This is a genomic window from Pseudomonas sp. CC11G (assembly GCF_056174845.1).
Window position 1 is genome coordinate 309998 of the sequence record NZ_JBWBZC010000005.1, and the last position, 14263, is coordinate 324260.

General features: G+C 61.4%; 9 protein-coding genes and 4 pseudogenes. 7 read left to right on the forward strand and 6 right to left on the reverse strand.

The annotated features are described in order from the left end of the window. Positions 1 to 16: 16 nt before the first annotated feature. Positions 17 to 843: pseudogene (gene phnX / locus AC0V2S_RS09700) on the forward strand (phosphonoacetaldehyde hydrolase). 184 nt (positions 844 to 1027) lie between these two features. Here phnX and AC0V2S_RS09705 read toward each other — a convergent pair. Both AC0V2S_RS09705 and AC0V2S_RS09710 read right to left on the reverse strand, forming a co-directional pair. Further along, positions 1028 to 1638, reverse strand: a pseudogene (locus AC0V2S_RS09705) (NADPH-dependent FMN reductase). Continuing rightward, a complete protein-coding gene (locus AC0V2S_RS09710; protein ID WP_475509542.1) occupies positions 1635 to 2489 on the reverse strand; it encodes a sterol desaturase family protein in 855 nt (284 codons plus the stop codon). The pseudogene AC0V2S_RS09705 and the gene AC0V2S_RS09710 overlap by 4 nt, the downstream one beginning before the upstream one ends. A 51-nt stretch (positions 2490 to 2540) precedes the next feature. Between AC0V2S_RS09710 and AC0V2S_RS09715 the strand changes: the two genes are divergently transcribed. Together AC0V2S_RS09715 and AC0V2S_RS09720 are read left to right on the forward strand one after the other, a co-directional pair. Continuing rightward, on the forward strand, positions 2541 to 3377 hold the full coding sequence (locus tag AC0V2S_RS09715) for an AraC family transcriptional regulator ligand-binding domain-containing protein (RefSeq protein WP_475509543.1): 837 nt from the start codon (positions 2541 to 2543) through the stop codon (positions 3375 to 3377). Then, positions 3374 to 3526 carry a hypothetical protein gene (locus AC0V2S_RS09720; RefSeq protein ID WP_475509544.1) on the forward strand — a complete coding sequence of 51 codons (153 nt, stop codon included), beginning with the start codon at positions 3374 to 3376 and terminating at the stop codon, positions 3524 to 3526. Before AC0V2S_RS09715 ends, AC0V2S_RS09720 begins: the two co-directional genes overlap by 4 nt. Positions 3527 to 3656: 130 nt before the next feature. On the opposite strand, the gene AC0V2S_RS09725 is transcribed toward AC0V2S_RS09720, so the two are convergent. After that, positions 3657 to 4997 (reverse strand): pyridoxal phosphate-dependent decarboxylase family protein, encoded by a 1341-nt coding sequence (locus tag AC0V2S_RS09725; RefSeq protein ID WP_475509545.1) that lies wholly within the window; start codon positions 4995 to 4997, stop codon positions 3657 to 3659. Between the two features lie 399 nt (positions 4998 to 5396). Here AC0V2S_RS09725 and AC0V2S_RS09730 point away from each other — a divergent pair, with 399 nt between their 5' ends. From AC0V2S_RS09730 to AC0V2S_RS09745, 4 genes are all read left to right on the forward strand, one after another. Next, positions 5397 to 6215: an energy transducer TonB gene (locus AC0V2S_RS09730; protein WP_475509546.1), complete on the forward strand. Its 819-nt coding sequence runs from the start codon at positions 5397 to 5399 to the stop codon at positions 6213 to 6215. A gap of 53 nt (positions 6216 to 6268) precedes the next feature. Beyond that, the gene (locus AC0V2S_RS09735) at positions 6269 to 6979 is read left to right on the forward strand and encodes a MotA/TolQ/ExbB proton channel family protein (RefSeq protein ID WP_475509547.1); all 711 of its coding nucleotides are present in this window, start codon (positions 6269 to 6271) and stop codon (positions 6977 to 6979) included. After that, the gene (locus AC0V2S_RS09740) at positions 6979 to 7380 is read left to right on the forward strand and encodes an ExbD/TolR family protein (protein WP_475509548.1); all 402 of its coding nucleotides are present in this window, start codon (positions 6979 to 6981) and stop codon (positions 7378 to 7380) included. Before AC0V2S_RS09735 ends, AC0V2S_RS09740 begins: the two co-directional genes overlap by 1 nt. Positions 7381 to 7606: 226 nt before the next feature. Beyond that, complete coding sequence (locus AC0V2S_RS09745) at positions 7607 to 8227, forward strand: glutathione S-transferase C-terminal domain-containing protein (protein WP_475509549.1); 621 nt, start codon at positions 7607 to 7609, stop codon at positions 8225 to 8227. 713 nt (positions 8228 to 8940) lie between these two features. Here AC0V2S_RS09745 and AC0V2S_RS09750 read toward each other — a convergent pair. The 3 genes and pseudogenes from AC0V2S_RS09750 to AC0V2S_RS09760 all read right to left on the reverse strand — a co-directional run bounded on the left by AC0V2S_RS09750 (position 8941) and on the right by AC0V2S_RS09760 (position 14125). Then, positions 8941 to 10298: pseudogene (locus AC0V2S_RS09750) on the reverse strand (HlyD family type I secretion periplasmic adaptor subunit). A gap of 30 nt (positions 10299 to 10328) precedes the next feature. After that, positions 10329 to 12479, reverse strand: a complete 2151-nt coding sequence (locus AC0V2S_RS09755; RefSeq protein WP_475509586.1) for a type I secretion system permease/ATPase — start codon at positions 12477 to 12479, stop codon at positions 10329 to 10331. A gap of 291 nt (positions 12480 to 12770) precedes the next feature. Beyond that, positions 12771 to 14125 (reverse strand): annotated as a pseudogene (locus AC0V2S_RS09760) (TolC family outer membrane protein). Positions 14126 to 14263: the final 138 nt, after the last annotated feature.

A 14263-nucleotide genomic window follows, 5' to 3' on the forward strand; every position in this document is an offset into this window, starting at 1 on the left:
CCGTAGGAGTTTTGCCATGCACTATCAATCGCCCCGCCAACTCAAAGCCGCGATCCTCGATTGGGCCGGCACTGTGGTCGACTTCGGCTCCTTCGCGCCAACACAGATTTTTGTCGAAGCCTTCGCCGAGTTCGGCGTTGAGGTTTCCCTGGAAGAAGCCCGCGGCCCGATGGGTATGGGCAAGTGGGACCATATCCGCACGCTGTGCGACCAGCCGGCCATTGCCGAGCGCTTTGTACGTGCGCTGGGCAAGCGCCCGAGCGACGACGATGTCACCGCCATCTACAACCGCTTATGCCGCTGCAGATCGAAAAGATTGCCGTGCATTCTTCGCTGATTCCTGGTGCGCTGGAGGCCATCAGTGCCTTGCGTGAACAGGGTCTGAAAATCGGCTCGTGCTCCGGTTATCCGGCGGTGGTGATGGCCAAGGTGGTGGAGTTGGCCAAGCAGAACGGCTATGTCGCGGACCACGTGGTGGCGACCGATGAAGTGCCCAATGGCCGCCCGTATCCGGCGCAGAGTTTGGCCAACGTGATTGCCTTGGGCATTGATGATGTGGCGGCATGCGTAAAAGTAGACGACACCTGGCCGGGTATTCTGGAAGGGCGCAGTGCCGGGATGTGGACGGTGGCCTTGACCTGCTCGGGCAATGCGCTGGGGCTGACGTATGAGCAATACCTGGCGCTGACGCCGGCACAGTTGACGGCTGAGCGGCAGCGGATTGGCGAGATGTTTGCGCCGAGCCGCCCGCATTATTTGATCGACACGATTGCCGAGTTACCGGGGGTGGTGGCGGATATCAATCGCCGGTTGGCGGCGGGGGAAGTGCCGCAGGGGAGTTGAGGGCTAGGTGATTCCATCGCCAACACCCGACACATCACCCCCAACACCGTCATTCCCGCGAAGGCGGGATCCAGAATTCGGCGCCAGGCTCGATCTTCAAATAACCCTCGAAAGTCTGGATTCCGAATCGTCCGACCGCGCCTACGCGGGAATGACGGTGAGTGGTGGGGGGAGTGATAAAACCTCACATCCCGTTAGCGAACTCCGCATTATCCATCGCAATCAACCCCCGCAACGGCCGCATCGCCTGGCGTAATGGCCCAGCGTTTCCAACGTCCAATCCGCCCGCTGACGAATGCGCAAGTCATCGCTGTTTTGCGACTCGCCGCTGTTCATCACCGTCTCCACGTACCGCACAATCAAGTGCTCGGGCAGATAGCACACGCGGTTGTTCTTGTAACTGGAGGCGCGCAATTCGCTCAGCGGATACGCCCCGCCCTGGCCTGACGAAATGCCCACCAGCAAGGCGGGCTTATGGCCCACCTCGTTGTACCCGGCAAACATAAACAGGTTCTTGATCGCTGGTGCCGCCATGCCGTGCCATTCCGGCGCGAGCACGATCACCGCGTCGGCGTCGCGCAGCACTTGGGCGTGGTCGGCCCAGACGCCGTTTTGGTCTTCGCCCGGCCATAGCGGCAGGGGCGAGCGGGCCAGGTCGATCACTTGCGGCGCAGCACAGATACCCAGGGCTTGCAGGCGCTGGCCGAGGAAGGCGGCGACCTTGGCGGTCTGGCTATTGGCGCGGCTGGAGCCGGCGATCAAGGCAATGTTCAGGTTGGAGTGCGGCAGGGTCATTGAGCTAACTCGTTTTCAGGCTTTTGTTGGAGGGCGGGGGCGCGGTTGCGCACGACTGGCCAGAACAGTTCTTCCTGCCAGCTCACGGGGTTGAGGTCTTCGATGCCGAAGGTTTCCGGGCGGCGGCGGGTGATCTTGGCGGTGCCGAAAATCACGTCCCAGAGGAACAGCAAATTGCCGAAATTGCCTTTGTAGTGCGTCACGCCGTCGGTGGCGTTCAGGCCGTGGTGGGCCGAGTGCGTGGACGGCGTAGAGATAGTCCGTTCCAGTACCCACATCAGCGGGCGCAGCGCTTTGATTTTGTACAGCTTGGCATCCCAGAGCACGCTGCTGTGGGCGCCGAAAATCACCAGCATTTTTACGATCAGGTACGGGTAGTAGATTTGCGCCAGGCCCATGTAGATGAGCATGCCGGCGAACCACAGGCCCGGCATCAGCAGGTAGTAGAAGCTGTTGTTGCGGTACACGATGCGAATGCTCATATACGGCGCCGAATGGTGGGCACGGTGCAGGGCATAAAGGAACGGCACCTTGTGGGTCAGGCGGTGCCACCAGTATTGGGTCATGTCATCGAACAGCAGGAACAGACCGAGGCCCGCCCACCAGGGCAGAGTGGCGAGGCTGTCTTTGGTGTGCGGCGCGAGGTGGTCGAGCAGGGTGTTGGTGAGGAACATCACCAGCGGGAAGGTCACCCCCAGCAACAGGCTGGAACCGATGATTTCAATCATCACATCACGGCGGCCACCGGCCGGTTGGCGGAAGCACGCGCAGGCCAGTTCCAGCAGGATAAAACCAAGGAAGATCAGGGCGACGACGGCGATGGGGCTATTGGCGATCATTGTTATATTCATGGCACTCTCTCGTTCAGGCCCCTTAAGGCCAATGCCCGACTATGAGAAACCATGACTGCAACCAACGACATGCGCGAACCGGACAGAAACCTGGGAGAAGTGGCCAATTTGAAAGCCACGCCCATCCAGCGCTTTCACCGCGGCCCATTGGGCAATGTGCTGCAGCGCTACCTCAGCAGCCATTCACGCCAGGGCAAGGCGGACTACAGCGCCCTGGCCCTGGAGCAATTGTGGGAAGAAGCCGCCACGCATGACCCAGCCATCGGCCTGCACCTGTTCGCCACCTTTACCCCGCAGGACTGGCACGTGATCGCCCTGATCGGCCAGTACTGCGAGAACGTGCAGGCCGCCATGGAGAACTGGGCGCGTTATGCCGGGCTGGCGTCGGACATGGACGCCGTGAGCGTGATCGAGGACGCCAATGGCATTGGCGTTGAGCTGAATATCGATGCGCCGATCAACCTGGTGCGCTACCTCACCGAGCATTACTTCGTCATGGCGTTGACCGTGTGCACCCAAGGTTCAGGGCAAACGGTGGTGCCGGCGCGTGTGCAGCTGGCGTACCCCAAGCCCGTCTACCACAGCCAATACGCCGAGTTGTTTGGCAGCCATGTGAGTTTTGACTGCGAGCGCACCCGTATGTACCTCGACCACGCGAGCCTCACTGTGCCGATGCGCAATCGCCACGCTGGCATGCTGGCTGTGTTGAAACAGGAACTGGACCGTTGTATTGCTCGCCAGCAACGCCTGGGCGGCTGGTCGGCCAAGGTGGCGCAAAGCATTCGCCACAGCTTCGCCCGGGGCAAGTGCCGACCCTGGATAGCCAGGCCGAACTGCTGCACCAAAGCCCGCGCACGTTGCGCCGGCGGCTGGATGATGAGGGCATGAGTTTTCGGCAGCTGCTCGATTTGGTGCGGGCGGATATCGAGCAGTATCTGCAGCTGCAAGGGGAGAGTCGGGCGGATATTGCGGGGCAGTTGGGGTATAGCGATTTGACCGCGTATTTGCATGCGCGTAAGCGGTGGCGGACGGAGTAGGGCGTTGCTGCTAACCCTCTCCCCCGGCCCCTCTCCCGCGCGCGGGAGAGGGGAGCCAAAGCGTACTTCGATTCAGGCCCCTCGCCCCAGCGGGGAGAGGGTTAGGGTGAGGGGGCAAAGGCGCCTCGGTCTACCCGCGCAGCTCACCCATCAAACGCAGCAACGCCTCAATATCTTCATCCCCGGTCCGCCACGACGACACACTGATCCGCATCGCCGGCCGCCCTTGCCATACCGTGCCACCAAACCACGCTTCCCCCGAAGCTTGCAGCGCCTCGCGCACGGCCACCGTCTGCTCATCGCTGCCTGCGCGAAACAGCACCTGGTTCAGCACCACGCGGTTAAGCACCTCATACCCCGCTGCGCGTAACCCGTCCGCCACGCGCCGCGCTTGCCGGCAATGGCGTTCCACCTGCTGCGCCACGCCCTGTTTGCCCAAACTGCGCAATGCCGCCCACACCGGAATGCCACGCGGCCGGCGGGAGAATTCCAGGGTGAGGTTTTTCTGCGCATCGGCGCTGGCGCTGGAGTACGCGGCGTCGCTGTTCATGGCGCTGGCTAACGCATCGGCGTCGCGACAGATAGCCATGGCGCAGTCGTACGGGGTGTTTAGCCATTTGTGCGCGTCGGTGGTCCAGCTGTCGGCCAACTCCACACAGGCCGTTAACGGTGCCAGGTTGGAGGCGCGCGCCCAGAGGCCGAAGGCGCCATCCACGTGCACCCAGGCGCCGGCTGCTTTGGCCATGGGGATGAGCTGAGCGAAGGGGTCGAACTCGCCGGTGTTCACTTCGCCGGCTTGCAGGCAGAGGATGGTGTGGTCGTCCAGGGCGGGAAGTCGAGTGGGGTCGACTTGGCCGAGCGCATTCACTGGCGCGTAGATGATTTTTGCGGTGCCAAAACCCAGCACGCGCAGGGCTTTTTTAACGGTGATATGCACCAACTCGGACACCACCACCTTGATCGCTGGCGCACCGATCAGCCCATCGCGGTCGAAGTCCCAGCCATGGCGAGCCAGCAGTGCGCGGCGAGCGGCGGCCAGGCAGGCGAGGGTGCACGCGGTGGCGCTGGTGCCGAAGCCTACGGCGCTTTCGCGCGGCAAATCCAGTGCCTCCAACACCCAGCGGGCGGCGGTGGTTTCGACCGTGGCGGCCACCGGCGAATTATCAAAACTTGAGGCGCATTGGTCCCACGCCAGCATCAGGCGTTCGGCGGCTGCGGCGGCGGGCAGTGACGCGCCGATCACAAAACCGAAATAGCGCGGCCCGTTGGAGACCACCGTCGCGGCCGAGCCGCGCTCATCAAGTAGCTGCAACGTCTGCTCGGCCGGCAATCCCTGCTCGGGCAATGGCTCATCGAACGCCGCCAACCCGGCTAACGCTTCGGCGTCGGGAAACACCCGGCGGGTGGCCACGCTGGCGGTGTAGCTAAGGGCGCGCGTGTCGGCGGCGGCGAGCAGGTCGAGTTCGGTCATACAGGTTCCGGGCGGAGAGTGGCGAAGGCGCCAGTATTTACCGACTACCACGCCGGTCTGCCGTACAGAGTTGGAGAACATCAACACAGCAGTTGCCCGGCCAAACGCACTGTTTGCATAACAGTTGCTCTACCCATCCTAAGGGTGATGCCTAAAAAGCATGTTTTTTATGCCTTTCACATCCTAAAAAATAAAAATACTTTAAATATCAACAAGATAGATTTTAAAATTCTTTTAAGTTATTAAAAAATGCTTAAAAGTTACTTTTTTAGATAAGCCCATTCCCCAATCATTGCGCCCAACACCGAAGACCGCTCTGCAATGGCCTTTTTGCCCTGTTGAGTACTCGCTGGCCAACGCTTCAGGCCACCGGGAGCAAGTAATTCCAAGGAGTTTTTAATGGGCAATGTACAAACCGCGGCGACATCGCAGCGGCAGTGGCAGGTACCGGCCAGCGCCGACCTGGTTGACCTCGGTCATCGCCATCGCGAGCCGTTGGCCCACAGCCGTCGGCATCACGTGGCGCCCGTAGGGGCACTGAGTCGTCGCGAAAAAGTGCTGCTGGCCATTCTGGCCGTGGTTGCCCACGGTGGCCTGATCTATTGGCTGAACCAGCAGCCGACGCCGGCATTGCCGGTAGTGCCGCCGGAAATTCCGCCGATGGAAATCGAGTTCACCCGTCCGGCACCGCCGGTGGTGGAACCGCCACCTCCGCCGCCGCCACCACCTGTGGTCGAGCCGCCACCACCGCCACCACCGGTTGTGGATGAGTTGGCGGCCAAGCCGGCGCCGAAACCGATTCCCAAACCCAAGCCGACACCGCCGCCCAAGCCGGTACCCAAACCGGTAGAGCCGCCACCACCGGCCCCAGCACCACCGCCGGTAGCGGCACCCGCTCCCGTAGCACCGCCAGCACCTCCGGCGCCGGCACCGGTTACACCGCCGTCCGCCAACGCGGCGTATTTGAAAAACCCGGCGCCGGAATTCCCGTCGTTGGCCCAGCGTCGCGGTTGGGAAGGCACGGTGTTGTTGCGGGTGCATGTACTGGCCAGCGGTAGCCCGGCAGAGATTCAGATTCAAACCTCCAGCGGCCGCGACCTGTTGGATAACGCGGCACTACAGGCGGTTAAGCGCTGGCAGTTTGTGCCCTCGAAACAGGGCGGCAATGCGATTGATGGCTGGGTCAGCGTACCCATTGAATTCAAGATGCCCCGTTAACCGCACATTTTACGAATTAAGCGTCACTACAAATTTACAGAGAGAGTCGAACCATGAGCTTACTGGCCACATCCCCCCTCGAATCCATTGAAGCCGCGGTTATCTGGCTGTTGGTTGGCTTTTCCGTCCTGACCTGGGGCCTGGCCCTGTTGAAGGCGCTGCAGTTCGGCCGCCTGAAGGCCCAGGACCGCAAGTTTCAGAAGCTCTTCTGGGGCGCCTCCAGCCTCGACGGCGCCGCCGAGTTGGTAAATGCCCAGCCCGGCGCCGTGTCCCGTGTGGCCCAAGCCGGTTTCGGTGCCATTCAAGTAAACGAAAACGCTCAAGACCTGAGCCAGGCGATCAACCATCAAGACCGTCTGGAACGCGCCCTGCGTCAGCAGATTCAACGTGAGCGCCGTTCGCTGGAATCGGGCCTGGCCGTGGTTGCTTCCATCGGCAGCACCTCGCCCTTTATCGGTCTGTTCGGCACCGTGTGGGGCATCATGGAAGCCCTGAAAGGCATCAGCGCCGCCGGTTCCGCCAGCCTGGAAACTGTGGCTGGTCCTATCGGTGCAGCTCTGGTGGCCACCGGTGTAGGTATCGCTGTCGCTGTACCGGCGGTGCTGGTTTACAACTACTTCCTGCGTCGCCTGAAACTGAACTCGGCCGACCTCGACGATTTCGCCCATGACTTCTACAGCCTGGCGCAGAAGTCGGCGTTCAAACTGATTCAACTGCCTGGCGGCAAAGCGGCCCCTGCGCAGAAAGTGAAGGAGGCGTCGTAATGGCCTTCTCCACACAAGACAGCGATGAAGTCCTTAGCGAGATCAACGTAACGCCGCTGGTGGATGTGATGTTGGTACTGCTGGTGGTGTTTATCGTCACCGCGCCGCTGCTGACCAACGCCATCCCGATCAACCTGCCCAAGACCGAAGCCGTGGCGCCGGTCGAGCAGAAAGATCCGCTGGTGGTGAGCATCGACGGCGACGGCAAGTTCTTTATCAACAAGGACGAGGTGCAACTGGATCTGCTGCAAAGCAACCTGGAAACCGCCAAGGCCAAAGACGCCGAGCTGCGCGTGCAACTGCAAGCCGACGAGAAAGTGGACTACGGCCAGGTGGCCAAGGCCATGGCCTCGATTGAGCGGGCGGGGATTACCAAGTTGTCGGTGATTACAGCGCGCTAGAAACCAGTTTCGGTCGCCCTTCTTCAGGCAGGGGCAGGGCGGCCACTTTTATTCGTCCCCGGACCCCGTGAAACTACTGCGCTCGGTTAGGCGGCGTTGAAAACGGCTTCACAATGCTCATTGGCTACAGCCAACTCCGCTTGTTCACCCGTTTTCGCCTTGCCTACCCTTCGCTCGCTACGTTTCACGGGGCCCGGACCCTAGAACAGTCCTCGGAACTCCCCCCATGACCACCACCCTCTACATCTCTCCCGGCGCCTGTTCGTTTGCGGCCCATGTTGTTGTACATGAACTGGATTTGCCGATTCAGGTGGAGCGTGTGGCATTGCGCTCGGCGGATTCGCCGATTCACCAGATCAACCCGCTGGGCCGGGTGCCGGTGTTGCAGTTGGATGATGGGCGGATCATTACCGAGAACAGTGCGATTTTGCCGTTTCTGGCGGACCTGAAGCCGGCCACTTCGTTGTTCGCTCCGGTGGGCAGTGTGGAGCGGGCGCAGATTCAGAGTTGGATTGGGTATTTGGCGTCTGAGGTGCATGTGGGTGGGTTTCGGCCGTTGAATCGGCCGGAGCGGTATAGCGCGGATGAGGGGGCCCACCCTGGGATTCGTGCGCAGGCGTTGGAGCAGCTTTATGCGGCGTTTGCGCATATTGATCGGCACTTGCAGGGATCGCCGTTTCTGGTGGGGGAGCGGTACACCATTGCTGATGCGTACCTCGGTGTGTTCGCCGGGTGGGCTGGGCGGGTGGGGGGCAAGCTTGACGAGCTGCAGGCTTTGGCTAAGTTTCGTGAGGCGTTTAAAGAGCGGGCGGCGGTTAAGCAGGCGTTGGTGGCTGAGGGGTTTTAAGCTGGCGTTTTTTCTTCTTTACCGTGTTTGCTGGGCGTTTTGTTTCGCGCCTTACGCGCGAGTCACTTTTAGCATTGCCCTAAAAGTAACCAAAAGGTCTAGCCCCCACCTTGGGTTTTCACTGCGTGAAAACTCCCCTCGCTACGTCGCCGCTCCAGGGGTCGGCAAAACGCGGCCATCCATGGCCCGTCTTTGCCTTTCGCGGCTCCTGCCGCTCAACCCCTTCCACGACGACTCCGCTCGGCCTGCGCTCAAAGGGCGGGCAGATCAAGATCAAAAGCCAGATCAACAGCAAATCAACGGCCCCTCACCCCAACCCTCTCCCGCATGCGGGAGAGGGGGCCGATCGGAGTGGGTTTTTCGCCTTACGTCACCCCTCGCCCGCTTGCGGGAGAGGGGCCGGGGGAGAGGGGCCTTTGATCTACCGCTTGTGATCTACCCGCCCCTTTAGCGCCAGGCCGAGCGTAGTCGTTGCGTAGGGGGTCGTAGCGGCCGGGAGCCGCGGAGAGGGATGGGGCCATGGATGGCCCTCAGCCCGGCCCCTGGAGCGGCGACGTAGCGAGGGAAGTTTTCACGCAGTGAAAACCCCAGGTAGGGGCAAGCGCTTTTGGTTACTTTTCTGGCGATTGAGAAAAGTGACTCGCGCGTAAGGCGCGAAACAAAAACGCCCAGCACACGCGGTAATGAATACGTTCACCCTACGTAAGAAAAACCTACCGCTCCCGCATCGCCTCCGACCGCGCCTTCAACACCGGCTTAAGCAAATAATCCAACACGCTCTTATGCCCGGTCACAATCCCGACATTCGCCACCATCCCCGGAATAATCAACAACGGATGCTCATCCGTCCCCAGGTGGTTTTTATCGGTCCGCACCTGAATCAGATAAAAACTATTCCCTTGTCGTCCGTCACCGTATCCGCCGAAATCAGCTCCAGCTTGGCCTTTAGCCCGCCATAAATCGTGTAGTCATACGCCGTGAATTTCACCATCGCACTCTGCCCCGGATGCAAAAACGCCACGTCTTGCGGGCGCACTTTGGCTTCGATCAGCAGGTTGTCTTCCAACGGCACCACCTCGAGCATATCGCTGCCCGGCTGCACCACGCCGCCGATGGTGTTGATCTTCAGCGTCTTGATAATCCCATGCACCGGCGAGACGACCGTAGTACGCGTCACGCGGTCGTCGATGGCCACGCTGGTGGCGGTGATTTTCTGTAGCTCGGTGCGTTTTTCGTTGAGTTCTTTCGAGGCGTCGGAGCGAAAGGCCAAGTCCGATTCCTGCATCTTGCTTTTGATCTCGTCGATGGCCGCGACCGCACGGGGAATGGCCAACGACGTCGAGTCCATGGAGCCGCGAATTTCCACGGCGCTGCGGCGCAGACGGAGGATTTCCACCGGCGAAATTGCCCCGGTGCCCACCAGCGGCTCAGACATGTTCAGTTCCTGTTGCAACAGGCCCAGGCTGGAGCGGTATTGCGCTTCCTTGGAGCGGAATTCGGCCAGCTCCTGGGTCTTCTGCCGCAGCTGTTCGTTGAGGGTGCGCTGTTCGCTTTCCAGGTGTTTTTTGCGCGAGCTGTATAGCGCCAGTTCGTCGGCGGCCAGCTGTGGGGCTTTCTCCAGAATGTCGGGCGACAACTGCATGGGGCGGCCTTCGGCTTCGGCGGAAAGACGTTCTACTCGCGCCACCAGCGCGGTGCGGTCGGCTTCGGTTTCGCCGCGGTTGGAGAGAAAACGGGTGTCGTCCAGGCGCATCAGTTTGTCGCCCTTGTTCACCATTTGCCCTTCGCGCACGAAGATCTCGGTGACGATGCCGCCTTCGAGGTTTTGAATCACCTGCACTTTGCTCGAGGGAATGGCTTTGCCCTCGCCGGTGGTCACTTCGTCGAGCACGGCGAAGTTCGCCCAGCCGAGCGCGGTGAGCAGCAGGGCGCAGGTCACCCACAAGGTGAGGCGCGACAGCCAGGGCGAGTCTTCACGCACCGTGCCCTCGACCTCGGGCATAAATTCGGTGTCTTGTTTTTTCTGCCGCAGGCTTGAGAAGTAGCCGCGTGGGGGTTGGCTCAGGTCCATGGTTTTTCCGTTAGGCAATCTGCGGGAACATCACACCGAGGCCTGGCCGATACGGCCTTTGCGCAGGGCGTCGATGACAGCTTCTTTCGGCCCGTCGGCCATCACTTGTCCGTTGTCGAGCACGATCAGGCGGTCGACCAGGCTGAGCATTGAGGTGCGGTGGGTAATCAGCAGCACGGTCTTGCCTTGTACCCAGGGTTGCAGCTTGGCTTTAAGGGCTTCTTCGCTGGCGTTGTCCATGGCGCTGGTGGGTTCGTCGAGCACCAGAATCGGTGGGTCGAGCAGCAGCGCGCGGGCCAGCAGTACGGCTTGGCGTTGGCCGCCGGAAAGCAGTTGTCCGCGTTCGCCCACCGGCCGGTCGAAGCCTTGTGGGTGGGAACGGGCCAGCTCGTTTACGCCGGTCATTTCCGCCACTTCGAGCATGCGGGCATCGCTCACGTAACGCGCGCCCAGAGTGAGGTTGTCGCGCAGGCTGCCCGATAGCAGCGGCAGGTCGTGGGCGACATAGCCGATCTGGTGGCGCAGGTCGGCAACGTCGAGTTGCCGCAGGTCGAGGCCGTCGAGTAGCAGTTGGCCTTCTTCGGGGGTGTAGAAACCCATCACCAACCGCGCCAAGGTGCTTTTGCCCGAGCCGCTGCGGCCGATGATGCCGATGCGCTCGCCAGCGTGCATATGCAGGCTGGCACCGACCAACGCGGGTGCGCTGGCGCCGGGGTAGGTGAAGTTGACTTTGTGCATGTCCAGCGCGCCCTTGAGGTGGGTGCGTTCCAGGGGCCGCTGTTTGGCTTGGCGTTCCTGGGGCATCGCCATCATGGCGTCGGTGCTGCGCATGGTGATCTGCGCTTGCTGGTAGCGGGTGATCAACCCGGCAATCTGCCCCAGCGGCGCCATTACCCGGCTGCCGAGCATGTACGAGGCCACCAGGGCGCCGACGCTCAGGTTGCCGTCGATGATGCAGTACACGCCGGCGATGATGGTGGCCATGCCGGAGAACTGTTGCAGAAACAGGGTGCCGTTGGTGGCCAGCGCCGACAGGTTGCGGGCGTGGGCGTCGAGGCGGGTGAGGGCGCCGTGGGTGGTTTCCCATTTGTGCTGGCGCTCGCTTTCGGCGCTGCAGGCTTTCAGGGTTTCCAGGCCGCTCAGGGTTTCGATCAGCAGTGCCTGGCGTTCAGCGCCCAGGGCCAGGCTTTTCTGCACGGTGTCGCGCAGCCGCGACTGGATGATGAAGGCGAAGCCGATGGTGATGGGGAAGGCCAGCAGCGGAATGATCACGATCCAGCCGCCGAGCAAACCGATCACCACGATCATCAGCAGCGCAAAGGGCAGGTCGATGATGCTGGTGAGGGTCACGGCGGTGAGGAACTCGCGCAGGCCCTGAAAGTCGTGAATGCTTTGGGCGAATCCGCCGATGCTGGCGGGGCGGGCGATCATCGCCATGCCGGTGATGCGTTCGAACAGGGTGGCCGAGAGCACCACGTCGGTTTTCTTGCCCGCGACGTCCAAGAGGTGCGAGCGAAGCACCCGCAGCAGCAGTTCGAAAATGGTGCCCAGCAGCAAGCCGATGGACAGCACCCACAAGGTGGCGGTGGCCTGGTTGGGCACCACGCGGTCGTAGGTTTGCATCACGAACAGCGGCACCATCATGCCCAGGATGTTGATCAGCAGGCTGGCGAGAATGGCGTCGGCGTACAGCCAGCGCGACAGTTTCAGAGTGTCGCGAAACCAGGCTTCTACACGGGGAACCAGCGGTTTGCGGACGTCTTCGAGTTCATGCCGGGGACGGGCGAACAGGGCTTGCCCGGCGTATTCCTCTTGCAGTTCTTCGCGCGTCACCCATTGCTCGCCGCCTTCGGCTTCGCTGGGCAGAATCAGCGCTTTGTTATCCGGGCCCCATTCGCGCAGCACGGCGCAGCGGCCGCCTTTGAACAGCAATAGCACCGGCAGGTTTAGCCCGGAAATAGCCTTGAGTTCGCGGCGCAGCAAGCGCGCTTGCAGGCCGGCGCGGGCGGCGGCGCGGGCGAGCAGGTCAGGGCTCAGGCGTTGTTCGGGCAGGGGCAAACCGGCGCTCAGGCTGCCGCGGCTGGCGGAGCAATTGTGCAGGTTGCAGAGAATCAACAGCCCGTCGAGCAACGGGTCGTCGTGGTCCAAGCGCGGGTCCCCGGAGGGGCCGGTCCTTTCCATGGTGGTCACAGTCTCGCTACTCCTGATTCAGACCTTGAGAACTCGGCTGACTGCTGTGTGAACACGCCGTTATAGACGCGTTCAGACAATCTTTTCGCCGGACTTCTACTGTTGGGGCTGATACAGCCTAGGCATGCGCCTCACGGTTGCTGGAGGTACGCGTTCGACTGGATCTTCTGGATCCCAGCCTTCGCTGGGATGACGGAGGAACTCAGTCCAACTCCGTCATCCCAGCGAAGGCTGGGATCCAGTATCTCGAAGGCGGACCTCGGTCCGTGGGCTAACTCTTTGCTATTTCATCGCAGGCAGTTGCGCTGTGCTTTTCACGTCGTTCAGGGCGGTCGCTTCGGCCGGCAGCACGGTGCCTTGGTGGCGCAGCAGGTCGCCCATGGCCGATTGCAGGCGGTACATCGAGAACTCCTCGGTGTAGCGCACTTCTACGTAGCGGCGGTTGGCGGTGAACAGCTCGTTTTCGCTGTCGAGCAAGTCGAGCAGGGTGCGTTGGCCAAGGCCGAACTGGTCTTGGTAGGCCATGCGTACGCGCTTGGTGTAGTCGGCGTAGTCGCGCGCTTTGGGGGTTTGCAGGCGGGCGTTTTGCAGGGCGTTCCAGGCCAGTGAGAGGTTTTCGTTGATCACCCGCAGGGCGTTGTTACGGATGTCCATCGACTGGTTGATCTTGTAGGCCGCCGATTGCAGGTTGTGCTTGTCGCGCGTGCCGTTGAACAGGTTGTAGGTCATCACCACGCCGGCACGCCAGGAGTTGTCGTGGCCTTCTTCGCCGGCGGTGTTGTTGTTGGCGTTGGCGGCCAGCTCGGCATCGAAGCGTGGGTAGAAGGGCGACTTGGCCACTTCGTATTGTTTCTCGGCGGCGTTCACATCCGACTGCGCCGATTTCAGCAGCGGGTTGTTGTCGATCACGACTTGCCGCGCGGAGGGAAGGTCTTCGGGAATCTGGCCTTTGATCGAAGCGGGGGCTTCCAGCTCGTCGGGCATGCGGCCCACGGCGCTGAAGAAGTTGGCTTCGGCGTCTGCCAGGTTCACTTCTTCGGTGTACAGGTTGTTGGCAGCCAGGGCCACGCGAGCGGCGGACTGGTCGGTGTCGGCCGCGCTGCCGACGCCACGTTCGCTGCGCAGGCCAATCTGGTCGCCCATGCGTTGGTGGGCCTGCAGGTTGTTTTTCGCCAACGCCACCATCTCGCGGCGTTTCAGTACGTCCAGGTACACCTCGATGGTGCGCAGGGCCAGGTCTTCGGCGGTGCCTTGAATGTAATACGCACGCGAGTCGACCACGGCTTCGGTGCGGGCCACTTCGTTGGGGTGTTGAAGCCATCGAAAATCATCTGGCGCAACCGCAGTTGCGAGGTGCCGTAGGTGAGCTGTTCTTTGTTGTGGCCGGTCAGCCCCCGGGTGGTGGGGTTATCGGTTTCCTCACGGCCGTAACCGGCAATCACATCGACAGCCGGTAGGTAGCCGCCTTTGGCCACGCCCACTTGTTCAAGGCTGGAACGACGGTCATTGATGCTGGCTTGGAGTTCGGGGTGCGTATCGATGGTGCTTTGGATAGCTTCGGACAGGCTCATGGCCTGCGCGTTCGCGCAGACCAAGGCCAGCAGCACGCTACTCCACAGGGGCGTTAGTGCAGGCATGGGTACTTCTCCAGATGTGTGTGTTGTGTTGTGTATGCCAATAAATTGGCTTATGCGCCTACTAGACCGTTTCAGGCTTGTAACATTCCAGCTAAGAACATCTTTAGACAAAGCTAAGAAATTTTTGGAACAAGACTT